General features: G+C 41.3%; 23 protein-coding genes and 1 tRNA gene. 22 read left to right on the forward strand and 2 right to left on the reverse strand.

The window, feature by feature from the left end; translation table 11 throughout:
• Window positions 1-73: 73 nt before the first annotated feature.
• The 8 genes from BN1356_RS02730 to BN1356_RS02765 all read left to right on the forward strand — a co-directional run bounded on the left by BN1356_RS02730 (window position 74) and on the right by BN1356_RS02765 (window position 9,996).
• Window positions 74-769 (forward strand): histidine phosphatase family protein, encoded by a 696-nt coding sequence (locus BN1356_RS02730; protein ID WP_093649886.1) that lies wholly within the window; start codon window positions 74-76, stop codon window positions 767-769.
• A 348-nt stretch (window positions 770-1,117) separates the two neighbouring features.
• Entirely contained in the window at window positions 1,118-2,152 is a 1,035-nt protein-coding gene (hrcA, locus tag BN1356_RS02735; RefSeq protein ID WP_093650044.1) for a heat-inducible transcriptional repressor HrcA, read from the forward strand.
• Window positions 2,153-2,175: 23 nt separating this feature from the next.
• Window positions 2,176-2,700 (forward strand): nucleotide exchange factor GrpE, encoded by a 525-nt coding sequence (gene grpE / locus BN1356_RS02740; RefSeq protein ID WP_093649887.1) that lies wholly within the window; start codon window positions 2,176-2,178, stop codon window positions 2,698-2,700.
• Between the two features lie 174 nt (window positions 2,701-2,874).
• A complete protein-coding gene (gene dnaK / locus BN1356_RS02745; RefSeq protein WP_093649888.1) occupies window positions 2,875-4,698 on the forward strand; it encodes a molecular chaperone DnaK in 1,824 nt (607 codons plus the stop codon).
• Window positions 4,699-5,352: 654 nt separating this feature from the next.
• Window positions 5,353-6,483, forward strand: coding sequence for a molecular chaperone DnaJ (gene dnaJ, locus BN1356_RS02750; RefSeq protein ID WP_093649889.1), 1,131 nt, complete (start codon window positions 5,353-5,355; stop codon window positions 6,481-6,483).
• A gap of 95 nt (window positions 6,484-6,578) precedes the next feature.
• Window positions 6,579-8,030 carry an amidase gene (locus BN1356_RS02755; RefSeq protein WP_093649890.1) on the forward strand — a complete coding sequence of 484 codons (1,452 nt, stop codon included), beginning with the start codon at window positions 6,579-6,581 and terminating at the stop codon, window positions 8,028-8,030.
• A 245-nt stretch (window positions 8,031-8,275) separates the two neighbouring features.
• Complete coding sequence (locus BN1356_RS02760; RefSeq protein WP_093649891.1) at window positions 8,276-9,145, forward strand: transporter substrate-binding domain-containing protein; 870 nt, start codon at window positions 8,276-8,278, stop codon at window positions 9,143-9,145.
• Between the two features lie 179 nt (window positions 9,146-9,324).
• Window positions 9,325-9,996: an amino acid ABC transporter permease gene (locus tag BN1356_RS02765; RefSeq protein WP_093649892.1), complete on the forward strand. Its 672-nt coding sequence runs from the start codon at window positions 9,325-9,327 to the stop codon at window positions 9,994-9,996.
• 32 nt (window positions 9,997-10,028) lie between these two features.
• On the opposite strand, the gene BN1356_RS02770 is transcribed toward BN1356_RS02765, so the two are convergent.
• Window positions 10,029-10,451, reverse strand: coding sequence for a Fur family transcriptional regulator (locus tag BN1356_RS02770; RefSeq protein ID WP_093649893.1), 423 nt, complete (start codon window positions 10,449-10,451; stop codon window positions 10,029-10,031).
• 140 nt (window positions 10,452-10,591) lie between these two features.
• Between BN1356_RS02770 and truA the strand changes: the two genes are divergently transcribed.
• The 13 genes from truA to BN1356_RS02835 all read left to right on the forward strand — a co-directional run bounded on the left by truA (window position 10,592) and on the right by BN1356_RS02835 (window position 22,476).
• Window positions 10,592-11,341, forward strand: a complete 750-nt coding sequence (gene truA / locus BN1356_RS02775) for a tRNA pseudouridine(38-40) synthase TruA (RefSeq protein WP_093649894.1) — start codon at window positions 10,592-10,594, stop codon at window positions 11,339-11,341.
• Complete coding sequence (locus BN1356_RS02780) at window positions 11,331-12,095, forward strand: bifunctional hydroxymethylpyrimidine kinase/phosphomethylpyrimidine kinase (protein WP_093649895.1); 765 nt, start codon at window positions 11,331-11,333, stop codon at window positions 12,093-12,095. The genes truA and BN1356_RS02780 overlap by 11 nt, the downstream gene beginning before the upstream one ends.
• Entirely contained in the window at window positions 12,085-12,561 is a 477-nt protein-coding gene (locus BN1356_RS02785; protein WP_093649896.1) for an ECF transporter S component, read from the forward strand. Before BN1356_RS02780 ends, BN1356_RS02785 begins: the two co-directional genes overlap by 11 nt.
• Window positions 12,558-13,121: a TIGR01440 family protein gene (locus tag BN1356_RS02790; protein ID WP_093649897.1), complete on the forward strand. Its 564-nt coding sequence runs from the start codon at window positions 12,558-12,560 to the stop codon at window positions 13,119-13,121. The genes BN1356_RS02785 and BN1356_RS02790 overlap by 4 nt, the downstream gene beginning before the upstream one ends.
• A gap of 151 nt (window positions 13,122-13,272) precedes the next feature.
• Window positions 13,273-14,556 (forward strand): trigger factor, encoded by a 1,284-nt coding sequence (tig, locus tag BN1356_RS02795; RefSeq protein ID WP_093649898.1) that lies wholly within the window; start codon window positions 13,273-13,275, stop codon window positions 14,554-14,556.
• A 124-nt stretch (window positions 14,557-14,680) separates the two neighbouring features.
• Window positions 14,681-15,265: a DNA-directed RNA polymerase subunit delta gene (gene rpoE, locus BN1356_RS02800; protein WP_093649899.1), complete on the forward strand. Its 585-nt coding sequence runs from the start codon at window positions 14,681-14,683 to the stop codon at window positions 15,263-15,265.
• Window positions 15,266-15,415: 150 nt separating this feature from the next.
• Entirely contained in the window at window positions 15,416-17,035 is a 1,620-nt protein-coding gene (locus BN1356_RS02805) for a CTP synthase (protein ID WP_093649900.1), read from the forward strand.
• Window positions 17,036-17,145: 110 nt separating this feature from the next.
• Window positions 17,146-17,231, forward strand: a tRNA-Leu gene (locus BN1356_RS02810).
• Window positions 17,232-17,390: 159 nt separating this feature from the next.
• On the forward strand, window positions 17,391-18,272 hold the full coding sequence (locus BN1356_RS02815; protein ID WP_093649901.1) for a class II fructose-bisphosphate aldolase: 882 nt from the start codon (window positions 17,391-17,393) through the stop codon (window positions 18,270-18,272).
• A 351-nt stretch (window positions 18,273-18,623) separates the two neighbouring features.
• The gene (locus BN1356_RS02820) at window positions 18,624-19,949 is read left to right on the forward strand and encodes an APC family permease (protein WP_093650045.1); all 1,326 of its coding nucleotides are present in this window, start codon (window positions 18,624-18,626) and stop codon (window positions 19,947-19,949) included.
• A gap of 130 nt (window positions 19,950-20,079) precedes the next feature.
• Entirely contained in the window at window positions 20,080-20,268 is a 189-nt protein-coding gene (gene rpmB, locus BN1356_RS02825; RefSeq protein ID WP_018164578.1) for a 50S ribosomal protein L28, read from the forward strand.
• 169 nt (window positions 20,269-20,437) lie between these two features.
• On the forward strand, window positions 20,438-20,803 hold the full coding sequence (locus BN1356_RS02830; protein WP_093649902.1) for an Asp23/Gls24 family envelope stress response protein: 366 nt from the start codon (window positions 20,438-20,440) through the stop codon (window positions 20,801-20,803).
• Window positions 20,804-20,805: 2 nt separating this feature from the next.
• Window positions 20,806-22,476, forward strand: a complete 1,671-nt coding sequence (locus BN1356_RS02835) for a DAK2 domain-containing protein (RefSeq protein ID WP_093649903.1) — start codon at window positions 20,806-20,808, stop codon at window positions 22,474-22,476.
• Between the two features lie 46 nt (window positions 22,477-22,522).
• Here BN1356_RS02835 and BN1356_RS02840 read toward each other — a convergent pair whose 3' ends face one another.
• Window positions 22,523-23,779: an ISL3 family transposase gene (locus BN1356_RS02840; RefSeq protein ID WP_176694213.1), complete on the reverse strand. Its 1,257-nt coding sequence runs from the start codon at window positions 23,777-23,779 to the stop codon at window positions 22,523-22,525.
• 170 nt (window positions 23,780-23,949) lie between these two features.
• Here BN1356_RS02840 and recG point away from each other — a divergent pair, with 170 nt between their 5' ends.
• Window positions 23,950-25,968: an ATP-dependent DNA helicase RecG gene (recG, locus tag BN1356_RS02845; RefSeq protein ID WP_093649905.1), complete on the forward strand. Its 2,019-nt coding sequence runs from the start codon at window positions 23,950-23,952 to the stop codon at window positions 25,966-25,968.
• The last annotated feature ends 233 nt before the right edge of the window (window positions 25,969-26,201 follow it).

Below are 26,201 nucleotides of genomic sequence, written 5' to 3' on the forward strand. Positions count from 1 at the left end.
AATGTTCTTTGAGTGTTAATTGACATTTTTCAAGTTTTTCTTGATATAATGATAGGAAGTAGGAGGAATGACAATGACAGAAACGAAACTCTATATTGCCCGTCATGGGAAAACGATGTTTAACTCGATTGGTCGGATTCAGGGATGGGCTGACACACCTTTGACTAAGGTTGGAGAAGAAGGAATCCGTGCATTAGGTCTTGGTCTCAAGGCTGATGGGTTAGATTTTAAACTAGCTGTTTCGAGTGATTTAGGGCGAACTGTTCAGACCATTACGATTGCTCAGCGGGAGATGGGAATTTTGGGGAAAATCCCTTATTATCAGGACAAACGTATCCGTGAGTGGTGTTTTGGTAGTTTTGAGGGCATGTACGATGCAGAACTATTTAGTGGGGTGCTTCCTCGCATTAGTGGCATTGTTGATTCGGCTTCTATGTCCTTTGAGGAAATTGCCAATGGTATCTATGAAGCGGATACGGCCGGCTGGGCAGAAACTTGGGATGTCCTGAGAAGTCGGATTTTATCTGGTTTTGAATCGATTGCTCGAGAAGTAGAAAAACAAGGTGGTGGAAATGCCTTTGTTGTTAGCCATGGTATGACTATTGCGACCTTGGCTGATTTATTGGATCCCGAAGATAAGAAACGTCTAGTCTTAGACAATGGTAGTATCACCGTTATTAAATATGAAAATGGTAAGATGCAGGTTGAGTCGGTCGGAGATATGTCTTATCGACAACGTGGAGCTGAAATTCTAGCTCAATCCAAGTAAAACAGAAAGTCAGTTCATCCTCAGATGGATTGATTTTTTTGATGTCTCATGCTCAAAAAAAGCAAAAGCAGATGAGGCAAGCAACGCAGATAGACCTAGTGGTAGACAAGGAGTTCTAACAAAATTTAATGTTGATTTTCAAAGACTATCAGTCTCTAGACGGATTTTTAGCACTCTTGTAAAGAGAGTGCTAATTTTTTCTTGACAAGATGAAAAAAGAGGGTATAATAAAAGTATGCTTAGCACTCGATAGCACAGAGTGCTAAGCCATCCTAGGAGTAGGGTGGTGTAGATTGGAATGTAACTTACCAAGTAAGTTTCTGTAAACCACAGGGGGTGATGGTATTTGTGATAACCCAGCGACAGAATGAGATTTTAAATCTGATTGTCGACCTCTTTACGCAGACGCATGAGCCTGTTGGATCAAAGGCTCTTCAGGCCTTGATTGACTCCTCCAGCGCCACCATTCGTAATGATATGGCCAAACTGGAAAAGCTGGGTCTGCTGGAAAAAGCTCACACATCGAGTGGACGCATGCCAAGTCCAGAGGGGTTTAAGTATTTTGTACAACATTCCCTCAATATTGATAGTATTGACGAGCAAGATATCTACCAAGTTATTAAGGCTTTCGATTTTGAGGCCTTTAAATTAGAAGATATTTTGCAGAAAGCAGGACGGATTTTAGCAGATTTGACGGGATACACATCCGTGATTTTAGATGTTGAACCAGCCAGACAAAAACTAACTGCTTTCGACATCGTTCAGCTATCCAATCATGATGCTTTGGCTGTTTTGACCTTGGATGAATCCAAGCCGGCTACCATTCAATTTGCTATTCCCAAAAACTTTTTGACTCGTGATTTGCAGATCCTTAAGGATATTGTAGATGAGAGGCTCTTAGGACGACCGGTCATGGATATTCATTACAAGCTGCGAACAGAAATTCCGCAGATTGTTCAGAAATATTTTTCGACCACAGATAATGTACTCGATTTATTCGACTACATCTTTGCTGAACTTTTCAAAGAAACAGTTTTCGTGTCTGGAAAGGTTAATTCTCTGGAGTATGCTGATGTCAAAACCTACCAATTTTTGGATGATGAGCAGGGAGTTGCTTTGACTTTCCGAAACCAACTGGGTGAAGATCAGATGGCTAGTGTCCAAGTTGCAGAAAGTCAAGAAGTTGCTCTAGCCAACGTCACTATTTTAGCCCATCGTTTCCTCATTCCTTATCGAGGATTTGGTATCTTGAGTTTGATCGGTCCAATTGATATGGATTACCGCAGAAGTGTCAGTCTTATCAATATTATCGGTCGGGTTCTGGCTATGAAGCTAGGTGATTATTACCGCTATCTCAATAGCAATCATTACGAAGTCCATTAATATAAATTGAAAGAGGTGTTAACTTGTCAGAAGAAATCAAAAATGAAGAAGTGTTAGAAGAAGTCGAAGAGACAGAAGAAACTGTTCAAGACACAACAGAAGCTCCTGAAAAGTCGGAATTAGACTTAGCAAATGAACGAGCTGAAGATTTTGAAAATAAATACTTACGAGCTCACGCGGAAATGCAAAACATTCAGCGTCGGGCTAATGAAGAACGCCAAAGTTTGCAACGCTACCGTTCACAAGATTTGGCTAAGAAAATTATCCCAAGTTTGGATAACTTGGAGCGTGCCTTGGCTGTTGAAGGTTTGACAGAAGATGTCAAAAAAGGAATTGAAATGGTTCAAGAAAGCTTGGTCCAAGCTCTAAAAGAAGAGGGGATCGAAGAAGTTCCTATGGAAAACTTTGACCATAACTTCCATATGGCCGTTCAAACCTTGCCTGCAGATGATGAGCATCCGTCAGACACCATCGCCCAAGTCTTCCAGAAAGGCTATCAACTCCATGAGCGTCTGTTAAGACCAGCAATGGTGGTTGTTTATAATTAGATAAACCTGACCGCGATGTCATAAAACTATGAAATAGAAAAAAGAAATATTACTTTAAATTTGGAAAGGAATTGAACGTTTTTTATTAATCGCTAGAAGAAGAAAGCTTTGCTTTCCATATCTCCCGATTGAAACAGTCCACTGGACTATTTCAACGTTCTTGGTATCTTAATTATGTCTAAAATCATCGGTATTGACTTAGGTACAACTAACTCAGCAGTTGCAGTTCTTGAAGGAACTGAAAGCAAAATTATCGCAAATCCAGAAGGGAACCGTACAACCCCTTCAGTAGTATCTTTTAAAAATGGTGAAATCATTGTAGGGGATGCTGCAAAACGTCAAGCAGTTACAAACCCAGACACTATCATGTCTATCAAATCAAAAATGGGTTCATCAGAAAAAGTTTCTGCTAACGGGAAAGACTACACGCCACAAGAAATCTCTGCTATGATTCTTCAATATTTGAAAGGTTACGCAGAAGAGTACCTTGGTGAAAAAGTAGAAAAAGCAGTTATTACTGTTCCTGCTTACTTTAACGATGCCCAACGTCAAGCAACCAAAGATGCTGGTAAAATTGCTGGTCTTGAAGTAGAACGTATCGTCAACGAACCAACTGCAGCAGCACTTGCTTACGGTTTGGACAAAGTTGACAAAGATGAAAAAATCTTGGTATTTGACCTTGGTGGTGGTACATTTGACGTATCTATCCTTGAGTTAGGTGACGGTGTCTTTGACGTATTGGCAACTGCTGGTGATAACAAACTGGGTGGTGATGACTTTGACCAAAAAATCATCGACTGGTTGGTGGCTGAATTCAAGAAAGAAAACGGCATTGACCTCTCAGCAGACAAGATGGCACTTCAACGTTTGAAAGATGCAGCTGAAAAAGCTAAGAAAGACTTGTCCGGTGTGACAACAACACAAATCAGCTTACCATTCATTACTGCAGGCGCAGCTGGCCCTCTTCACTTGGAGATGAGCTTGTCACGTGCTAAATTTGACGATTTGACTCGCGACTTAGTAGAACGTACAAAAGTTCCAGTTCGCCAAGCCCTTTCTGATGCTGGCCTTGCCCTGTCAGAAATCGATGAAGTTATCCTAGTAGGTGGTTCAACACGTATTCCTGCTGTTGTGGAAGCTGTTAAAGCTGAAACTGGTAAAGAGCCAAACAAATCTGTAAACCCGGATGAAGTAGTAGCTATGGGTGCTGCCATCCAAGCGGGTGTTATCACTGGTGATGTCAAAGACGTTGTTCTTTTGGATGTAACACCATTGTCACTGGGTATCGAAACAATGGGTGGTGTCTTCACAAAACTCATTGACCGCAACACAACCATCCCAACTTCGAAATCACAAGTCTTCTCAACTGCAGCAGACAATCAGCCAGCGGTAGACATTCACGTATTGCAAGGTGAGCGCCCAATGGCAGCGGACAACAAAACACTTGGTCGTTTCCAACTGACTGACATCCCTGCAGCTCCTCGTGGTATTCCACAAATTGAAGTAACATTTGACATCGACAAAAACGGTATTGTTTCTGTAAAAGCTAAAGATCTTGGTACACAAAAAGAACAACACATCGTCATCCAATCTAATTCAGGTCTGACAGATGAAGAAATCGACCGCATGATGAAGGATGCAGAAGCTAATGCTGAAGCAGATGCAAAACGTAAGGAAGAAGTGGATCTTCGTAACGATGTGGACCAAGCTATCTTTGCTACTGAGAAGACCATCAAAGAAACAGAAGGCAAAGGTTTCGATGCAGAACGTGATGCTGCTCAAGCAGCTCTTGATGAGTTGAAAGCAGCCCAAGAAGCAGGTAATCTTGACGACATGAAAGCCAAATTGGAAGCTCTCAACGAAAAAGCACAAGCCCTTGCAGTGAAAATGTATGAGCAAGCCGCAGCAGCACAACAAGCACAAGCTGGAGCAGAAGGTGCAAGCCAAGCAAACCCAGCAGGTGATGATGTGGTAGATGGCGAGTTTACGGAAAAGTAAAAAGGTTCGGGGAACCTTTTTAGCCCACGTGCTAGAAATACGAAACACGTGGCCGGCCTAGGGATTGTTTTATCCCGAGCTTGAAAATTCGAAAGCGAGGCATGATAGGGAACCGAAGATCTTTACTAAGTGGTGTTGACTTTCCTCGATGAACATCAGTAGAATCTTCGTCGAGTTACTCAGCTTAGTTTTAAATTTCATTGAGGAAACTGTCATCAAGATAGTAGACGTAAGAAATCCAGAGGTTGCAACCCAGCCTCTGTTTTTCGGTAAATGAAACTGAAACGACCGCAGGTCGCAAAACTGACCGTTACCACGCATTATGAAAGGAATTGAACCCGCCGAAAGAGCTTTGTGGTAGGCAAGGAGCTTTAACAAAGTATATTTTTGATTTTCAAAGAGTATAAAATCTATTTTGCGGATTTGAATGCGCCTACGACTCTGTGAAAAAAGATAAACTTTACCTAGATACGAACATCTTCGGATAGTTTCCTATTTTCTTTGAGATGAAATTACAGAAAGGAATACAGGTGTTCTTCACTGAACACGGGCCAGGGAATGAGCCAAAAAGATAATTTTAACTAGGACGCAAGACGTCTGTCATTAAAATTACTATTTTAGCTGTGTCCCTTTGACGCCCCTTGTATCTTAATTATGAACAATACAGAATTTTACGATCGTCTGGGTGTTTCCAAAAGCGCCTCTCAGGACGAGATAAAGAAAGCATATCGTAAGCTTTCTAAAAAATACCATCCAGATATCAATAAGGAAGCGGGTGCTGAGCAGAAGTATAAGGATGTTCAGGAAGCTTATGAGACTTTGAGTGATGAGCAAAAACGTGCTTCCTACGATCAATTTGGCCCTGCAGGTGCCAATGGAGGCTTTGGAGGCGGTGGTTTCTCAGGTTTTGATGGTGGTGGTTTTGGAGGCTTTGAGGACATTTTCTCCAGTTTCTTTGGAGGTGGTGGTGCTCAACGCAACCCTAATGCCCCTCGTCAAGGTGATGACTTGCAGTACCGTGTTCAACTCAAGTTTGAAGAGGCCGTCTTTGGTGCTGAAAAAGAAGTGAGCTATAATCGTGAAGCTAGCTGTCATACCTGTACAGGAACGGGTTGCAAACCAGGAACTCATCCGACTACATGTAGTCGCTGTCATGGTTCAGGTATTATCAATGTGGACACTCAAACACCACTGGGAACTATGCGTCGTCAAATGACTTGTGATGCCTGTCATGGCCGTGGTCAGCAAATTCCAAACCCATGTGATACTTGTCGCGGAACAGGTCATGAGAAACGTTCTCACACCGTAACAGTTAAAATTCCAGCTGGTGTGGAATCTGGTCAACAAATCCGTTTGGCAGGTCAAGGGGAAGCTGGCTTTAATGGTGGCCCCTATGGAGATCTCTTTGTCATTATCCAAGTTCAGGCATCTGATAAGTTTGAGCGTGAAGGGACAACCATCTATTACAAACTAAATCTCAACTTTGTCCAAGCAACCTTAGGTGACACAGTTCATGTACCAACTGTTCACGGTGATGTGGATCTGGTGATTCCAGAAGGAACACAAACTGGACGCAAGTTCCGTCTCAAGGGCAAAGGTGCTCCAAGCTTGCGGGGTGGTGCAGTTGGTGATCAGTACGTAACGGTTAATATCGTAACCCCAACTGGCTTGAATGATCGTCAAAAGGCAGCCTTGAAAGAATTTGCGGCAGCAGGTGATATCCAAGTTAATCCGCAGAAAAAGGGATTCTTTGGTAAAGTGAAAGATGCTTTCGATGAATTGTAAATAAGAGACTCAGTAGCGACTGGGTCTTTTCTTTTTCTCTAACTTGCATTTTTTTCTTATTCTTGATAGGCTAATGAAAATGAGAGGGAATACAAATGGAATTTAAAGATGGGTTAGAGATGGCACAAGCGGTGAAAGGTGGTCAGGTTTCACCGCTAGATTTGGTAGAAGATAGTATTGCTCAGATTGAGAAAGGAAATCCTACTATCAATGCAGTAGTCGAGAAACAGTATGATGAAGCTAGAAAAAAAGCTAGAGTATTTGAATTTTCCGATCAAGTTTTTGCAGGTGTCCCCTTGCTCTTGAAAGATCTGGGACAAAATCAAGCAGGTCGAATTTCTACATCAGGATCGAGGCTCTTTTCTCACTATCGATCTAGTCAGACTGATTATTTTGTGGAGCGACTGGAAAAACTTGGTTTTATCATCTTAGGACGAACGAATACGCCGGAATTTGGATTTAAGAATATTTCCGATGCCAGTATCCATGGGGCTGTCAATCTTCCAGCAGACCTCACTCGTAATGCGGGTGGTTCTTCTGGTGGTGCAGCTGCGGCAGTGGCATCTGGCATGGTCCCCTTAGCTGCCGCATCTGATGGCGGTGGATCCATCCGTATTCCAGCTTCTTTCAATGGCCTTATCGGACTCAAAACCAGCAGAGGACGCATACCAGTTGGCCCCTCATCCTATCGGGGCTGGCAAGGGGCTTCTGTCAATTTTGCTATCACCAAATCTATTCGTGACACAAAAGCTCTCCTTGGAGGGATGCAAACTTGTCAGTTAGAGAGTCCTTTCCCACTGCCAGTCTTATCAGATACCCAACTCAATGCTAAATTGGACAGACCATTAAAAATTGCTTATTGTTTGGTATCGCCGATTGGAAGTGAGGTATCCAGCCATGCTCAAGAAGCAGTTTTGGAGGCAGTTGCCTTTCTGAAAACCTTGGGACATGAAGTAGTAGAATTGCCTAGTTTCCCCATTGATGGCATTGAAGTGGTCAAATCTTACTATCTCATGAACAGTGTGGAAACGGCTCAGATGTTTGATCAGATTGAAAGGAACCTTGGTCGAAAGATGACCATGGATGATATGGAAGTGATGACTTGGGCTATTTATCAGTCTGGTCAAACGATCCCAGCTAAAATCTATTCTAAGACATTGCAAGATTGGGATGCATTCAGTGCCCAAATGGCTGATTTCCATACATTATATGATCTCTTCTTAACACCGACAGTAGCAGATGTAGCGCCCCTCCATGGACAATTCAAATTGTCATCCGATTTGCAACATAATCTAGCTAGTATGGAACAATTTTCTATGCAAGACCAACAGGACCTCATTTGGGCCATGTTTGAAAAAAGTCTGGTCTGGACGCCCTTTACTATGTTTTCTAATTTGACAGGGCAACCATCTATCTCTTTGCCAACTTACCAGACAAAAAATGATTTGCCGATTGGGATTCAGTTGACAGCTGCTAAAGGTCGAGAGGATTTATTGTTGGTCTTGTCTGAACAGATGGAGAATCAAGGCTTCTTAAACATCAGATAAAATTTCCGGTTTAAATAATTGATAAAGAGATAATCTTATGTTACCCTTTTGTATGTCATATGGTAACAGAACAAAAATAAGTTTTCTCTTTGCACTTTGAGATAGAAAAAGACTAGCGTGCAGCTTTATAAAGTCCACTAGATTTTGTGAAGGATCGGTCTATCTGTTTCTTGGGGCTTGGTTCAAACTTGTTGATCATTCCAAAAGGAATTTCGTTCAGTCCATCTTATTAAAAGGAGATTTTTATGTTGAAAAAAGTACTAGCTTCGGCTCTTGTTCTCTCATCCCTTGTCTTGGCTGCTTGTTCAAGCACTGCTTCAAACTCATCTGAAAACACCGTCACTGAGTGGAATCGTGTCAAAGAAGCAGGTATCTTGAAAGTTGCGACTCCTGCTACTCTTTTCCCGACTTCATATTACAATGAAGACAAGGAACTCGTTGGTTATGAAATTGACATGATGAACGAAATCGGCAAACGTTTGGATTTGAAAATTGAATACCAGGAAATCGGTGTGGCAGAAGCATTGACATCGGTTGACTCCGGAAAGGTTGATGTGTCTGTCAACAACTTGACACCGACACCTGAACGCCTTGAAAAATACAATATGTCAGAGAGTTATAAGTATTCTGTATCGGGTATGATTGTCCGTGAAGATGGATCGTCCAATATCACTGCTGAGGATTTGTCAGACTGGAAAGGCAAAAAAGCTGGTGGTGGTGCTGGTACAACCTTCATGCGTATCGCGGAAAAATTAGGAGCAGAACCCGTTATCTATGATAACGTAACAAACGATGTTTATCTTCGCGATGTCTCAACAGGCCGTACGGACTTTATTCCAAATGATTACTATACACAAGTCATCGCTGTTAAAGTGATTACAGAAAAATTCCCAGATATTAAAGTTAAGATGGGAAATGTTCAATACAACCCAACAGAATCTGCAATTGTTATGAGTAAAAAAGATGATAGTCTCAAAAACGAGTTGGATAAGGTAATCAAAGAAATGAAAGAAGATGGTAGTTTGAAAGCCATCTCAGAAAAATACTATGCTGGTCAAGATTTAACCAAACCTGCAGAAGGTTCTGAAAATCTACCGGTTGTGGAATTAGACTAAGTTACATTAGCGAATTTATTGTACAAGAGAGGATTGCCTGGCAATCTTTTCTTCTTATTTTAGAGAGAAAGGAAGAGTTGGGTATCTTATAGAAGCCCCTTTGAATGAATATGGGCCTCATTCTTATTTTGAATGAGTAATCTCCATAGAGATTTCAATTGACTCTTAGTGTTCATTTTATGTCTATTCATTGGCAAGCTGTTTTTGATCCTCGTTTGGCATTAGAAGCTCTGCCTGTTATCTTAGAAGGTCTCCCCTATACTCTGGCCCTCTCTCTTCTTGGTTTTCTATTAGGGACCTTTCTAGGTTTCTTTGTAGCCTTGCTACGAATGTCAAATTTTGGTCCTTTTCGTTGGTTAGCTATGTGGCATACTTCTCTTATGAGGGGGATTCCGCTCATGGTTCTTCTCTTCTTTATCTACTTTGGTTTGCCTTTTATGGGGATACAACTGGATGCTATTAGCTCGACTATTCTAGCCTTCACTTCCATGTCTAGTGTCTACATTTCTGAGATTATTCGTGCATCATTGCAGGCGGTTGATAAGGGGCAATGGGAAGCAGCTAAGTCTCTCGGTTTGCCAACGCCTGTCATCTATCGGAAAATCATCATCCCTCAGGCCTTTCGTATCGCTTTGCCGCCACTCAGTAATGTCCTTCTGGATATGGTAAAGAGTACCTCTTTGACAGCTATGATCACAGTTCCTGAGATCTTTAATAAGGCCAAAATTGTCGGAGGTGCTAAATCGGATTACATGACAGTGTATATCTGTGTAGCTCTCATTTACTGGGTTATTTGTAGTCTTTATGCTTTTGGTCAAACTAAACTTGAAAAAAATTTAGCAACATATTAAAAGCCTGGAATGTTCACAATTCCAAGCTTTTTTTATTTTTGGCAATTTGGACATAATCCATAGAGAGTCAGGACTTCTTTTTGGATATGATAGCCGGTTTCTTTCTCAACCAGTTCAATGAGAGAAGGTTGGTCAATTTCTAAATCGGAAATGGTTCCGCACTGTTGACAAATGAGATTGACATGGTCGTGACCCATGAAATCATAGTAAACTGTTGTGTCATTTTTTCGTTTTAACTCGGTGATAAAGCCGGCATCCATGAGTAGTTTAAGGTTATTATAGACAGTTGCCAGACTCATATTGGGAAAGGTAGGCAGGAGATCCTGGTAAATCATTTCAGCGCTAGGGTGATCTTTGCTATTCATTAAATAGTGGATGACAGCTTTTCGGGTTTCAGTAATGCGAATATTATCTTTTTTTAGGTGATCAAGAACTTCTTGAAGACTGATAGACATGGCCTGGCTCCTTTCTTTTATTTTTTTTATTATACACCTTTTTTTCTTCTAGTGCGAATGAAATTACTTTGCCATCTGTGCTAGTACAGACGATGAAAATGAGGATAGAATCAGGCTTTTATCCGTGCTACAATAAATCCATGGTAAGATATAAAGCAGTCATTTCCTATGATGGCACTCTCTTTTCTGGTTTCCAACGCCAACCGGAGGAGAGGACTGTTCAGGAAGAATTAGAAAAAACATTGTTGCGCTTGAACTCTGGTCGGCCTGTAAGAGTGCATGGTGCTGGACGGACAGATTCGGGGGTTCATGCTTATGGTCAGGTCATCCATTTTGATTTGCCTCAGGCAAGGGACGTTGAAAAACTACGTTTTGCCTTAGATACACAAGGGCCTGAAGATTTGGATATTGTCTCCATCGAAGAGGTGACAGATGAGTTTCATTCTCGCTACACGAAACATAGTAAGACCTATGAGTTTCTGGTGGATAATGGGCAACCCAAAAATCCTATGATGCGAAACTATGCTACATATTATCCCTATCACTTAGAGATGAGACCGATGCAAGAAGCTATCGGGGATTTGGTGGGGACACACGATTTTTCAGGTTTTACTGCCTCGGGAACAGCTGTAGAAAACAAGGTTCGCACCATCACTCGGGCAGAGCTTGAAGTAGATGAAAAGACGGGTTTTCTAGTGTTCACATTCTCGGGGAATGGCTTTCTCTATAAGCAGGTTCGTAATATGGTTGGAACCTTACTCAAGATTGGAAATGGGAGGTTGCCAGTCAGTCAAATCAAGACTGTTCTAGAATCGAAAGACCGGAATCTTGCCGGTCCAACTGCTGCTGGGAATGGACTTTATTTAAAGGAGATTATCTATGAAGACTAAGTATGTTTTAGCCCTGTCTGGCAATGATATTTTTAGTGGTGGCGGCCTCTATGCTGACTTGGCAACCTATAATACCAATCACCTTCACGGCTTTGTGGCTGTGACCTGTTTGACAGCTATGACGAAAAATGGCTTTGAAGTTTTTGCCACAGACAGCCAGATTTTCGCCCATCAGCTCAATAGTCTCAAAGATGTTGATTTTTCAGCTATTAAATTAGGTCTTTTACCCAATGTGGAAATTGCTGAATTGGCTTTGGATTTTGTCAAGAACCATTCTGACATTCCGGTCGTGTTGGATCCAGTTCTGGTCTGCAAGGAAAGTCATGACGTGGAAGTCAGTGCCCTGCGTGAAGAGCTCTTGAAATTCTTCCCTTATGTCACCATCATCACACCAAACTTGGTAGAAGCGGAGCTTTTGTCCCAAAGAAACATCAAGACTTTGGAGGATATGAAGGTAGTGGCGAAAGACTTGCATGATTTGGGTGCCAAAAACGTGGTCATCAAAGGTGGTAATCGCTTTAGCCAAGAAGCGGCTGTCGATGTCTTCTACGATGGCAAGGTCTTTCAAGTCTTGGAATATCCTGTTTCAGAGAAGAACAATGTCGGTGCTGGTTGTACCTTCGCATCTAGTATCGCTAGTCAGTTGGTACTTGAAAAGTCAGTTTTCCAGGCCGTCAAAGAGTCCAAGGATTTTGTCTACCAGGCTATCCTTCATTCAGATCAATATGGAGTGAAACAAAACTATGACCAATAAAAAAACAAAAGAATTGACCCTCTTAGCTGTGTTGACTGCTCTCAGCGTAGCCTTAGCCTACGTTCACATCCCCTCCCCAACAGGATTTTTGACTCTCCTGGATATCGGAGTTTATTTTACAGCTTTTTATCTGGGTTCCAAGTCAGGTGCCATTGTAGGTGGCTTGTCTGGCTTCCTCATTGACCTGCTCTTGGGATATCCGCAATACATGATTCACAGTCTCATCGCCCATGGCGCCCAAGGTTTCTTTGCAGGGTGGACCGGCAAGAAACGCATCCTTGGCATCGTCTTGGCAAGTCTAGCCATGGTGGGCTGGTATGTGGTAGCTGCTTTGGTTCTGGGATATGGATTGGGTGGAGCTATCGGTGGTATTTTGGGGAATGTACTGCAGAATGCTGTCGGTATCATTGGTGGTTATAGCCTGTGTTTGGCCATTCAAAAAGTACCACAAAGAGGTGCAGCATGAATCTCAAGGAGTTAGAAAAACAAACCCGTGTCATCCTACTGGATGTGCTGGAACGCTCTGCTATCAAGAAAGGGCAGGTTTTTGTTCTAGGATTGTCATCTAGTGAAGTAGCAGGTGGTATCATTGGGAAAAATTCTAGTCTCGAAATTGGGGAAACCATTGTCAAAACGATTTTAGATGAATTAAGCCCACGTGGTATTCATTTGGCAGTACAGGGTTGTGAGCACCTCAATCGCGCTCTAGTAGTGGAGCATCAGGTAGCAGAGGATAAAAATCTAGAAATTGTCAGTGTCATCCCGAATTTGCACGCTGGTGGAAGCGGACAAGTGGCTGCCTTCAAGCTGATGACAGATCCTGTCGAAGTAGAAGAAGTTGTGGCTCATGCAGGTCTGGATATTGGTGATACCAGTATCGGCATGCATGTCAAGCGTGTGCAAGTGCCACTGATTCCTGTTCAGCGTGAGTTGGGCGGTGCTCATGTGACAGCCCTAGCCAGTCGACCAAAATTGATTGGTGGAGCGCGTGCGACTTATAGCACAGACGCCATACGGAAAAATTAAAAATCAGAGGAGAAAATCTTCTCTTTTTTTCTTGAGAAATCCTAAAATTGCGTTTTCTTTTCTTGTAAAAATCAGTAGTAAAACTTGATTTTTCATGACTTTATGATAGAATTGATAGGAATGACAATAAAATTTTAAGGAGTATGACTTCATGTCTGTATCATTTGAATCAAAAGAAACAAACCGCGGCGTTTTGACCTTCACAATCGCTCAAGAAGCTATTAAACCAGAATTGGACCGCGTATTTAACAAAGTAAAAAAAAGCATTAATTTGCCAGGTTTCCGTAAAGGTCACTTGCCACGTGCAGTCTTCAACCAAAAATTTGGTGAAGAAGCTCTTTACGAAGATGTCGTCAATGCATTGTTGCCAAATGCTTATGAAGCAGCTGTAAAAGAAGCTGGTCTTGAAGTGGTTGCACAACCAAAAATTGATGTTGTGTCAATGGAAAAAGGCCAAGACTGGACTATCAATGCTGAAGTCGTTACAAAACCTGAAGTAAAATTGGGTGACTACAAAGATCTTGCGGTCTCAGTAGAAGTTTCTAAAGAAGTAACGGATGAAGAAGTAGACGCTAAAGTTGAGCGTGAGCGTAATAACTTGGCTGAATTGACTATCAAAGAAGATGCTGCAGCAATGGGTGATACAGTGGTTATTGACTTTGTTGGATCAGTTGACGGTGTTGAATTTGATGGTGGTAAAGGTGATAACTACTCACTTGAACTTGGCTCAGGTCAATTTATCCCAGGTTTTGAAGAGCAATTGGTCGGTAGCAAAGCTGGTGAAACTGTTGATGTGAACGTAACATTCCCAGAAGAGTACCAAGCAGCTGACCTCGCTGGTAAAGACGCTCTCTTTGTAACAACCATTCATGAAGTTAAAGCAAAAGAAGTTCCAGCTTTGGATGATGAATTGGCAAAAGATATCGACGAAGAAGTGGAAACTCTTGACGAATTGAAAGCAAAATACCGCAAAGAATTGGAAGAAGCTAAAGTAGCAGCTTTTGACGATGCAGTAGAAGCGGCAGCTATTGAATTGGCTGTTGAAAATGCAGAAATCGTTGACCTTCCAGGTGAAATGGTACATGAAGAAGTACATCGTTCAATGAACGAGTTCTTAAATGGTATGCAACAACAAGGGATCACTAAAGAATTGTACTTCCAAATCACTGGTACAACTGAGGAAGATTTGCATGCTCAACACGAAGCGGATGCTGAAAAACGGACTAGGACTAACTTAGTGATTGAAGCAATCGCAAAGGCTGAAGGTTTTGAAGCAAGCGAAGAAGAAGTTGAAAAAGAAATTGCTGACTTAGCAGCAACTTACAATATGGAAGTAGAACAAGTGAAAGGTCTTCTTTCAGCTGACATGTTGCAACATGACATCGCTGTGAAGAAAGCTGTTGAATTGGTAACATCAACTGCAACGGTTAAATAAGCTATGAAAATGAACGGTCCTTGGGGCCGTTTTTCTCATCTTGAGAAGTCCAGTGCAAATTTCTTTGACTAATCACTGGATTTAGCGTAAAATAGTGAGGAAAGACAAAAAAAGGAGAAAAACCTTGGAATTAAACGTATTTGCAGGTCAAGAAAAAAGTGAATTGTCCATGATTGAAGTGGCACGTGCGATTTTAGAAGAGCGTGGCCGTGATAGTGAAATGTACTTCAATGATTTGGTCAATGAAGTTCAAAATTACCTAGAAAAATCAAACAGTGATATTCGTGCTTCTCTTCCAACTTTCTATTCGGACTTGAACGTAGACGGTAGTTTTATCCCCCTTGGTGATAACAAATGGGGTCTGCGCTCATGGTATGCCATCGATGAGATTGACGAAGAAGTGATTACGCTTGAAGAAGACGATGACGATGCGCCAAAACGCAAGAAAAAACGTGTCAATGCCTTTATGGATGGTGATGAAGATGCCATTGACTATGGTAATGATGATCCAGAAGATGATGGCTATGAAGCAGAAGAAGTAGATTCAAGTTATGACGAAGAAAATCCAGATGATGAGAAGGATGAAGTAGAGTCCTACGATTCAGAAATCAACGAAATCGTTCCTGATGATGAAATCGGCGAGGAAGAAGTTGAATTGAACGAAGAAGATGATGACTATTCTGATGATGAAGAAAATCTAGAAGAATAATTCTAGTTGACAATTTTTGAAATAAGGTATAAAATTTACATCGGGCACCTCATTTGAGGTCGGAAAAAAGAGCTTCCTGGAAACAGGGAGCTTATTTTGTTTTTTAGCTACCCTAACCATAAGGAAAATGTGCATTTTGAGGAGGTTTCAATGGAAACAAAATATATTTTTGTCACGGGTGGAGTGGTATCTTCCATCGGAAAAGGAATTGTTGCGGCCAGTCTAGGGAGACTGTTAAAGAATAGAGGGTTAAAAGTAACTATTCAGAAATTTGACCCCTATATCAACATCGATCCAGGGACCATGAGCCCCTATCAACATGGGGAGGTTTATGTGACAGATGATGGAGCAGAAACGGACCTAGACTTAGGTCATTATGAACGTTTCATTGATATTAGTCTTAACAAATATTCAAATGTTACGACAGGCAAAATTTATAGTGAGGTTTTGCAAAAAGAGCGTCGTGGAGACTATTTAGGAGCAACCGTACAGGTCATTCCCCACATAACAGATGCTCTTAAAGATAAAATAAAAAGAGCTGCACAAACGACAGATGCGGACATTATCATTACAGAAGTCGGTGGAACTGTTGGTGATATTGAAAGTCTGCCTTTCCTCGAAGCTTTGCGTCAAATGAAGGCCGATGTAGGCGCTGACAATGTCATGTATATCCATACGACTTTACTGCCTTATCTAAAAGCTGCAGGTGAGATGAAAACAAAACCGACACAACACTCTGTAAAAGAACTGCGTGGTCTAGGTATTCAGCCCAATATGCTGGTTATTCGCACAGAACAGCCGGTCCATCAAGGAATCAAAGAGAAATTGGCTAATTTCTGTGATGTAGATGCAAAAGCAGTTATTGAATCCCGCGATGTAGAGCATCTTTACCAGATTCCACTCAACCTTCAAGATCAAGAAATGGATCAAATTGTCTGTGATCACCTGAAGATTGATGCACCTCAGGCGGACATGACTGACTGGTCTAATATGGTCAATCGGGTCATGAATTTGAAAAAGAAAGTCAGGATTGCACTGGTTGGCAAATATGTCGAATTACCGGACGCTTATCTATCTGTCGTGGAAGCACTGAAACATTCTGGCTATGCAAGGGATACAGCACTCGATCTCAAATGGGTGAATGCCAATGACGTAAATGCTGAGAATGCAGACAGTTTACTGGGCGATGTAGCAGGTATTATCGTTCCAGGTGGCTTTGGACATAGAGGAACAGAAGGTAAGATTCAGGCCATTCGTTACGCCCGTGAAAAAGATATCCCTATGTTAGGTATTTGTCTTGGAATGCAGCTAACCTGTGTTGAGTTTGCTCGTCATGTCCTTGCTCTTGAGGGAGCTAATTCAGCGGAACTAGATCCAGAAACTAAGTATCCGATCATCGATCTCATGCGAGACCAAGTAGATGTTCAAGATTTGGGTGGAACGCTGCGTTTGGGTCTGTATCCATGCCAACTGAAAGTAGGAAGCAAAGCAGCAGCAGCCTATGGAGATCAAGAAGTAGTGGAAAGACGTCACCGCCATCGCTACGAGTTCAATACCGCCTTTCGTCAGCAATTTGAAGATGCTGGTTTTGTCTTCTCTGGAGTGTCGCCAGATAATCGCCTGATGGAAGTGGTTGAGATAACAGATAAGAAATTTTTTGTCGCAGCTCAGTACCATCCTGAATTGCAGTCACGACCAAATCGACCAGAAGAACTCTATACTGCTTTTGTGACAGCGGCTATCGAAAACCAGCTTGCCAAATCCCTCTAATTCCAGCCATTTTACAAAAAAACAGATAGTCAGATGGAAGAAATAGAAAAAAACCGAAAAAAAGTGTTGACAAGGAATAGTTAGCCATGCTATACTATTTCTTGTGTTAAGCGGAAATGGCGGAATTGGCAGACGCGCAGGACTAAGGATCCTGTGACCGCTTTAGGTCGTGGGGGTTCAAGTCCCCCTTTCCGCATCAGGTAGACAGGCTTTATGCCTGTCTTTTTTTGCTTTTTTTCTGAAAAGACATATGAAAACAAGTCTAAAGTTTATATTTCAACTAGCATTTTATAGAGAAAAGTGATAAAATAGGGGTGTATGGGCTATGCCCAAAAAATTATTAGGAGGCGATCTAATGCCATTAGTTTCAGCAGAAAAATTCGTCCAAGCAGCTCGTGAAAACGGCTATGCTGTTGGTGGATTTAATACAAACAACCTTGAGTGGACACAAGCTATCTTGCGTGCCGCTGAAGCAAAACAAGCTCCAGTACTTATCCAAACTTCTATGGGTGCAGCTAAGTACATGGGTGGTTATAAAACAGCTCGTAACTTGATTGCTAACCTTGTTGAATCAATGAACATCACTGTTCCAGTTGCTATTCATCTTGACCATGGTCACTACGAAGACTCACTTGAGTGTATCGAAGTTGGTTACACTTCTATCATGTTTGACGGTTCACACCTTCCAGTAGAAGAAAACCTTGAAAAAGCGCGCGAAGTTGTAGAATTGGCTCACGCTAAAGGTATTTCAGTTGAGGCTGAAGTTGGTACTATCGGTGGTGAAGAAGACGGTATCGTTGGTAAAGGTGAATTGGCACCAATCGAAGATGCAGTTGCAATGGTTGCTACAGGAATCGACTTCTTGGCAGCAGGTATCGGTAACATCCACGGTCCATACCCAGCAAACTGGGAAGGTCTTGATCTTGACCACTTGAAGAAATTGGCTGAAGCTGTTCCAGGTTTCCCAATCGTATTGCACGGTGGTTCAGGTATTCCTGACGATCAAATCCAAGAAGCGATCAAACTTGGTGTTGCTAAAGTTAACGTAAATACAGAAGGTCAAATCGCCTTCACAGAAGCTAGCCTTAAATTTGCAGCAGAATACGCAGCAAACAAAGCGGACTACGATGCGAAGAAACTCTTTGACCCACGTAAATTCTTGGCACCAGGTATCAAAGCTGTTCAAGAAGCTGTTGAAGAACGTATTGACGTATTCGGATCAGCTGGTAAAGCTTAATTCAAAGTAAGTTATACTATATAGATAGAACCTGACATTTGTCGGGTTTTTTCTGTCTGATAACTCATCTCGTAAATTAAATACCTTATTGAAATAGAAAAAATGATTGCTAAGAGGGGAACACTCTTTGAAAGTCCAAGCTATACTTTGTTAAAGCTCCTTGCCAATCATTTGGTGTATCTGCGTTACTTTGTCTCATCTATTTTGATTTTCTCTCAGTCTATAATATCCCTCTGAAACCGCAGGAAAAATAGAAAATCTGCTCAGGATAAACTTTTTCATATATCTTGTCAGGGAGAGTTTTTTCTGTTATAATGGGAAAGAAATTATGAGAAATGTTAGGTGAAAGTTGTGGAAGAAAAAAAAGCGTATGGTCTGGCAACTACCATTGCTATGATTGTTGGCGTGGTTATTGGATCTGGTATCTATTTTAAAGTAGATGATATTCTGAACTATGCTGGTGGTAATGTAGGTCTGGGGATGACCATTATCGCCTTAGGTTCCTTTGCCATTGTCTTTGGTAGTCTCAGTATTTCAGAATTAGCCATTCGTCACTCAGAGGCGGGCGGAATCTTCTATTACTATGCCCATTACATCCATCCGGGGTTGGCTACTGCCTTGGGAATTTTTACGGCTTATGTCTATCTACCAACAGTTGTTGCCGTAGTAACCTGGGTAGCAGCTATCTTTACCTTAGGTACCCAGTCTAGTTTGGAGGCCCAAGTTCTCTTAGCAGCACTTTATTTGTTCGTTTTAACAGTATTGAATATTTTTTCTAAATGGTTGGCTGGCTATTTTCAATCCTTGTCAACCCTCATCAAGGTAATTCCACTGATTGCCATTGCCTTGGTTGGACTCTTTTGGCAAGGAGACTTTCCACAAGCGCCAGCTATTACACCAGTAGCAGTTGGCTGGGGTTGGCTGTCGGGCTTGGTTCCGCTCTATTTTGCATACGACGGCTGGACTGTTGTGGCTAGTATTGCTCCCGAGATTAAAAATCCGAAGAAGAACCTTGCCAGAGCCTTTATATTTGGTCCAATGGCTATCTTGGCTTTATACCTCCTCTTTTTCTATGGTTTGAATCGTATTTTGGGACCAGATTATATCTTAATGGCTGGAAATGATGCAGTTGTTCATGCCACAGAACTGATATACGGCAAAACGATTAGTAAAATACTTCTTCTTGTCATCATTATTGCGGTTTTAGGTGTGTCAAATGGCATGTTGCTTGGAACCATGCGTTTGCCGCAGGCCTTCGCTCAGTTAGGTTGGATCAAAAATCCAAAGTTTGCTAAGTTAAACTTGAAGTATCAGTTATCCATCCCTGCCAGTCTATCTGTAGTAGCGGTAGCCTATATCTGGCTTGCTGTTCACTATTTGGTCAGCAAATTCAATCTCTTACCGGGTTCAGATATCAGCGAAATCGCTATTGTCTTTAATAACTTATCCTTTGTCTTTCTTTATATCATCGTATTGAGACTATATCGTAAAGGAATTATCAAGAATAAGTTGACTGGACTCATCGCGCCTCTTCTGGCTATCCTCTCTGCACTCATTCTCTTGCTTGGTGGACTTCTAACTAACTTTAAAACAGTGACATTCTTCTTACTCTTCTGTCTGCTTTTCTGCTTGGCTGCCTTTGCTTATTACCAAAAAAATCAAAGAGAAAAGGGATAAAAGCCTATATCTTTGGTATGAGTGAAAAATATCTGTCATTTCTATTGCCAAACGCTCTTCTTTCTGGTAGAATGTTTAAGTATGTGGTGCTAGCACATCCTTAATTAAACTACGTAGGAGGAAAACACAAATGGCTAAAGTATGTTACTTTACTGGTCGTAAGACTGTTTCAGGAAACAACCGTTCACACGCGATGAACCAAACAAAACGTACAGTTAAACCAAATCTTCAAAAAGTTACTGTTTTAATCGATGGTAAACCTAAAAAAGTTTGGGCTTCAGCTCGTGCTCTTAAATCAGGCAAAGTTGAACGCGTTTAAGAAAAAGGCCTCTGGCTTTTTTTTTGTCTTTGCGGAGAAGTTATTCTCTAAAATTTGGACTTATCTATGGAGTATTGTCTATCTACTGTTACTTCTGATAACCTTCTTTTTTACATGCCAGGCAAAATATGATAAAATAGTGTGATAAAACTATGTGAGGTAACAAAACATGACTGTTAAAATCAATACAAAAGATGGCCAAATCGAATTGACCGATGAGGTTATTGCGACTGTTGTAGGCGGCGCGACAACTGAAAATTTTGGTGTTGTTGGAATGGCTAGTAAAGCAGCAATCAAGGACAACTTCCAAGCTCTTTTGCGTAAAGAAAACTATTCAAAAGGAGTGGTTGTTAAGACAACAGAATCTGGCGCTATCGCAGTTGATGTTTATACTGTGATGAGTTACGGTGTTAAAATTTCAGAAGTATCTCGCAATATTCAAGAACGTGTGAAATTCAACCTAGAAAACCAACTGGGGATCACTGCAGATACTGTTAATGTCTATATTCAAAATATCAAAGTCGTAGGAGAATAATTGTGTCTAAAATTACAACTAGTTTACTTCAAGAAATGGTGCAAGCGGCATCAACTCGTTTGAATAAACAAGCCGAATATGTCAACTCTTTAAATGTCTTCCCTGTTCCAGATGGAGACACAGGAACCAATATGGGGATGACGGTTACTAATGGTGCTAAAGAAGTGGCAGATAAAGCGGCCAATACTGTTGGTGAAGTGGGTCAAATCTTATCAAAAGGTTTGCTCATGGGCGCTCGTGGAAATTCAGGTGTTATTACCTCACAATTGTTCCGTGGTTTTGGTCAATCAATCAAAGGTAAAACTGAATTGGATGGTAAAGACCTGGCTCATGCCTTCCAATCAGGTGTTGAAGTGGCTTATAAAGCAGTTATGAAGCCAGTTGAAGGAACGATTTTGACTGTTTCTCGTGGTGCTGCAACTGCTGCTCTGAAAAAGGCAGAAGAAACTGACGACGCAATCGAAGTTATGCGCGCAACACTCAAGGGAGCTAAGCGTGCTCTTGCTAAGACACCCGATATGCTACCTGTTTTGAAAGAAGTTGGAGTGGTCGATTCAGGTGGTCAAGGATTGGTTTATATCTATGAAGGATTTCTCTCAGCTCTAACTGGTGAGTACATTAAATCAGAAGACTTTGAAGCAACTCCAGCAGTTATGACGGAGATGATTAACGCAGAACACCATAAATCTGTTGCAGGTCATGTAGCGACAGAGGATATCACTTTTGGTTACTGTACAGAGATCATGGTTGCCCTTCGTCAAGGTCCAACTTATGTGAAAGATTTTGATTACGAAGATTTCCGTAATTACCTTAACGATTTGGGAGATTCTCTTCTTGTCGTTAATGATGACGAGATCGTCAAAGTACACGTTCATACAGAAGATCCAGGTTTGGTCATGCAAGCAGGACTTCAATATGGTAGCTTGGTCAAGGTAAAAGTTGATAACATGCGTTCTCAACACGAAGCACAAGTTGAAAAAGTGGCGGCTGATGAATTCCAAAAACCTACTGAACAGAAAGAATATGCCATCATCGCAGTTGCTGCTGGACAAGGTTTGACAGATATCCTCAAAGCCCAAGGCGTTGATTATGTCATCTCTGGTGGTCAAACAATGAATCCATCAACAGAAGATTTTGTCAAAGCGATTGACTTGGTGAATGCCCGCAATATTATCATCCTGCCGAATAACAAAAATATCTTTATGGCTGCTCAGACTGCTGCTGAAGTAGCAGAAGAAGCTGTTAAAGTGATTGAAACACGGACAGTGCCACAAGGATTGACTAGCCTCTTGGCCTTCGATCCTAGCCGCGATATTGAAGCGAACTTTACAGCTATGACGGCATCTTTGGCTGATGTGAAGAGCGGAAGTGTGACGACAGCGGTTCGTGACACCACTATTGATGGCCTAGAAATTCATGAAAGTGATAATCTAGGTATGGTTGATGGAAAAATTGTGGTATCTAATCCGGATATGATGACGACTTTGGAAGCTACCTTTGTTAATATGCTAGACGAAGATAGTGAAATTGTGACTATCTACGTTGGGGAAGAAGGCGATGAAGAATTGGCTCAAAACCTAGCACAAACCTTGCAAGAACAACATGAAGACATTGAAGTGGATATTCATCAAGGAGACCAACCAGTCTATCCATATCTCTTTAGTGTTGAATAAAGGATAAATAATGGCTCTTTGTCAACTGTAGTGGGTTGCTGAAAAGTCATAACCTGGAGAGGACCAACTTGGTTCTCTTCTTTTTGATGTTCAAAGCGATGAGAATTCTTAATTTAAAGTTGTCAAAGTTCCGGAAACCAAAGGCATTACGCTTAATGACTTTGATGAGGTTGTTAGTAGCGTCTAGTTTGGCGTTTGAATAGGGGAGTTCTAATGCGTTAATGATCTTGTCCTTATCCTTCAAAAAGGTTTTAAAAATAGTTTGAAAGATGGGATTTACGCTGGGAAGCAGCTCCTCAATGAGGTCAAAGAAATGTTCAGCTTGCTTCTTTTGAAAATGAAAAAGCAATAGTTGGTAAAGTTCATAGTGTTCTCGAAGTTCCTGCGAGTAAGAAAGTAGTTTTTTAAGAATCTCTTTGTTGGTTAAATGCATCCGAAAAGTAGGGCGATAAAAGCGTTTATCGCTGAGTTTACGGCTATCCTGTTGAATGAGTTTCCAGTAGCTTTTTAGCGCCTTGTATTCATGAGATTTTCTGTCAAACTGCTTCATGATTTGGATGCGCAGATGGTTCATGGCCCGACTCATATGTTGGACGATATGAAAGCGATCGAGGACAATTTTAGCGTTTGGAAATAATTTTTTAGCGATATCGTAGTAAGGACTAAACATGTCCATAGTGATGACTTTGACTCGGTTTCTCACCTGTCTGGAATAGCGGAGGAAGTGATTGCGAATGGTCGTTTGTGTTCGTCCATCTAGAATAGCTAAGATAGTAAGCGAGTCAAAATCTTGTGCGATGAAGCTCATTTTGCCCTTCTTGAAACTATATTCATCCCAGCTCATGTGAGCTGGGAGCCAAGTTAGGTCAGTCTTGAATTGGAACTCCTTGAGTTTGCGAATGACTGTTGAAGTGGATACGGCCAAGCATTCAGCGATGTCTGTCATAGAAGCTTTCTCAATCAGCTTTTGAGCAATCTTATGGTTAACAATAGCTGGTATTTGATGATTCTTCTTGACCAGAGAAGTTTCTGCGACAGCTATTTTTCCGCAATCCTGACAACGAAAACGACGTTTCCTTAAACGAATTAAGGTCTTATATCCAGCACATTCCAGATAGGGGATTTTAGATTCTTTTTGGAGGTCATATTTAGCCATCTGACCATGACAGTTGTGGCATTTAGGAGCCGGATAGTCAAGTTTAGCGATGACTTCTTTATGAGTTCCAGCGTCCACATAATCTGAAATGGTGATATTAGGGTCTTTTATTCCAAGTAAGTTTGTGATAAAATCAAATTGTTCCATATGAGTCTTTCTAAAATGATGGTTTTGTCGCTTTTCATTATAGGTCATATGGGACTTTTTGTATACACTCAAAAAGGCTCCATAACCTCCATAGTGGTCTGACCCACTACAGAAATTATAGAGCCTCTTTTACTATCTTTTTTCTTTTGCTTTTTTGGTATAATAGTTCTATGAAATCTTTAACTGATTCTTTATCTGTCTTATCTGGTTTTGGTCCTAAGTCGGTAGAAAAATTTTTAAAACTTGGTTTAGAGACCGTAGGTGATGCGCTTGTGTATTATCCTTTTCGTTATGAAGATTTTCAGTCTAAGTCCGTTTTGGACTTAATGAATGGTGAGAAGGCTTTGGTGCTTGGAGAGGTTATCAGTCCAGCAAGTGTTCAATATTATGGCTATAAGCGGAATCGATTGCGATTTTCTATTCGTCAAGGTGAAGTTGTTATTGCAGTTTCTTTCTTTAATCAACCTTACTTGGTAGACAAAATTGAGGTTGGTGCTCAAATAGCAATTTGGGGGAAGTGGGATAAAACCAAAGCATCCCTTACCGGAATGAAGGTTTTAAGTCAAAGTCAGGATGATTTGCAGCCAGTTTATCATCTTGTTCAAGGTGTAAAGCAAGCGAGTTTAGTTAAGCTAATTCGGGAAGCAATAGATGCTGGGTACATAGATTTATTTGAAGAAAATCTGCCAGCAGAGTTATTAGAACGGTATCAGTTGCTCAATCGTCGCGATGCTATTGTCGCTATGCATTTTCCAAGAGACAAAGAAGAATATAAGCAGGCTTTGAGACGTGTTAAATTTGAAGAGCTTTTCTATTTTCAGATGAATTTGCAAAGTTTGAAGTCTGAAAATCGTAGACCAGATGCTGGTTTAGCTATTCCTCTTGATCAACAAGCCTTGTTGAATAAACTGAAACAGCTTCCGTTTGAATTGACGATTGCTCAAGAGCGTTCTTTAAAAGAAATCACTTCGGATATGGCTTCTTCCTCTCATATGAATCGTCTCTTGCAAGGGGATGTTGGTTCGGGAAAAACAGTTATTGCTGGTCTTGCTATGTATGTAGCTCATAGGGCTGGTTTTCAGTCGGCCATGATGGTGCCAACGGAGATTTTAGCAGAGCAACATTATGAGAGTTTGAGTCAATTATTTCCAGAGTTGTCTATCGTACTTTTGACTGGTAGTATGAAATCAGCTGTTAGGAGGTCTGCTTTAGCAGCCATAGAATCTGGTCAAGTGGATTTGATTATTGGGACACATGCCTTGATTCAGGAGGGAGTCAATTATCATCATTTGGGTCTGGTTATAACAGATGAGCAACATCGTTTTGGGGTCAAGCAACGACGAATTTTTCGTGAAAAGGGTGAAAATCCAGATGTTTTGATGATGACAGCCACTCCCATTCCTAGAACTCTAGCCATTACAGCTTTTGGGGAGATGGATGTTTCTATTATTGATCAGTTGCCAGCTGGTCGCAAAGAAATTGTGACACGTTGGGTGAAGCATGAGCAACTTTCTCTTGTTTTGGAATGGATGGGGAAGGAGATTGCAAAGGGAGCACAAGTTTACGTTGTTTCTCCATTAATTGAAGAATCGGAAGCCTTGGACTTAAAGAACGCTATTGCTTTGGAAGAGGAGTTGCTGGCTTATTTTGGCGATTCTGTTAAAATTGCTCTCTTGCATGGTCAGATGAAAAATCAGGATAAAGAAGCTGTTATGCAGGATTTCAAGGCTGGAAAAACGGATTTATTGGTTTCAACCACTGTTATCGAAGTCGGAGTCAATGTTCCAAATGCGACGATTATGATGATTATGGATGCGGATCGCTTTGGTCTTAGTCAGTTGCATCAACTTCGTGGCCGTGTTGGTCGTGGACACAAGCAATCCTATGCTATTTTGGTTGCTAATCCTAAGACGGATTCAGGTAAAGAGCGGATGCAAGCCATGACGGAGACGACAGATGGTTTTGTACTAGCTGAGAAGGATCTGCAGATGCGGGGATCTGGTGAAGTGTTTGGGACGCGACAATCGGGGTTGCCCGAATTTCAAGTGGCAAATATAATAGAGGACTTTCCGATATTGGAGGAGGCTAGACGGGTTGCTAGTCAGATTACTGCTGAGCCAAAATGGCAGAATAATCCTAAATGGAGAATGATTGCCAAAGACATGTCTAGACCTAGTAAATTGGATTGAAATAGTTGGGGACCAAAGTTTGCTTTCACTAGTGATAGTCAAGGAGTTTTATAGTTTTGAATTAACTTCAATACGTTGTCACTATTGGCTTGCCCTATTCCAGTTGAGAGAAACTTAGTTTCTTTTATTTCCAATCTCAAACAGTCTATTCCCAGCCTGCTTGAGCTACCTGTACCTTAGTTCCTAGTCCTAAAGCTAATTCATTTGACTATAACTCATCTAATTTTGATTTT

The organism is Streptococcus varani (assembly GCF_001375655.1).
Classification (GTDB): domain Bacteria; phylum Bacillota; class Bacilli; order Lactobacillales; family Streptococcaceae; genus Streptococcus; species Streptococcus varani.

Bases quoted from the DNA above. Each gene is read 5' to 3' on its own strand.
- BN1356_RS02785 (WP_093649896.1), top strand. From the start codon at position 12,085: ATGACCAATAAAAAAACAAAAGAATTGACCCTCTTAGCTGTGTTGACT.
- BN1356_RS02760 (WP_093649891.1), top strand. From the start codon at position 8,276: ATGTTGAAAAAAGTACTAGCTTCGGCTCTTGTTCTCTCATCCCTTGTC.
- dnaK (WP_093649888.1), top strand. From the start codon at position 2,875: ATGTCTAAAATCATCGGTATTGACTTAGGTACAACTAACTCAGCAGTT.
- rpmB (WP_018164578.1), top strand. From the start codon at position 20,080: ATGGCTAAAGTATGTTACTTTACTGGTCGTAAGACTGTTTCAGGAAAC.
- tig (WP_093649898.1), top strand. From the start codon at position 13,273: ATGTCTGTATCATTTGAATCAAAAGAAACAAACCGCGGCGTTTTGACC.
- BN1356_RS02805 (WP_093649900.1), top strand. From the start codon at position 15,416: ATGGAAACAAAATATATTTTTGTCACGGGTGGAGTGGTATCTTCCATC.
- BN1356_RS02790 (WP_093649897.1), top strand. From the start codon at position 12,558: ATGAATCTCAAGGAGTTAGAAAAACAAACCCGTGTCATCCTACTGGAT.
- BN1356_RS02755 (WP_093649890.1), top strand. From the start codon at position 6,579: ATGGAATTTAAAGATGGGTTAGAGATGGCACAAGCGGTGAAAGGTGGT.
- BN1356_RS02830 (WP_093649902.1), top strand. From the start codon at position 20,438: ATGACTGTTAAAATCAATACAAAAGATGGCCAAATCGAATTGACCGAT.
- BN1356_RS02765 (WP_093649892.1), top strand. From the start codon at position 9,325: ATGTCTATTCATTGGCAAGCTGTTTTTGATCCTCGTTTGGCATTAGAA.
- truA (WP_093649894.1), top strand. From the start codon at position 10,592: ATGGTAAGATATAAAGCAGTCATTTCCTATGATGGCACTCTCTTTTCT.
- BN1356_RS02840 (WP_176694213.1), bottom strand. From the start codon at position 23,779: ATGGAACAATTTGATTTTATCACAAACTTACTTGGAATAAAAGACCCT.
- BN1356_RS02815 (WP_093649901.1), top strand. From the start codon at position 17,391: ATGCCATTAGTTTCAGCAGAAAAATTCGTCCAAGCAGCTCGTGAAAAC.
- dnaJ (WP_093649889.1), top strand. From the start codon at position 5,353: ATGAACAATACAGAATTTTACGATCGTCTGGGTGTTTCCAAAAGCGCC.
- recG (WP_093649905.1), top strand. From the start codon at position 23,950: ATGAAATCTTTAACTGATTCTTTATCTGTCTTATCTGGTTTTGGTCCT.
- BN1356_RS02730 (WP_093649886.1), top strand. From the start codon at position 74: ATGACAGAAACGAAACTCTATATTGCCCGTCATGGGAAAACGATGTTT.
- BN1356_RS02770 (WP_093649893.1), bottom strand. From the start codon at position 10,451: ATGTCTATCAGTCTTCAAGAAGTTCTTGATCACCTAAAAAAAGATAAT.
- BN1356_RS02780 (WP_093649895.1), top strand. From the start codon at position 11,331: ATGAAGACTAAGTATGTTTTAGCCCTGTCTGGCAATGATATTTTTAGT.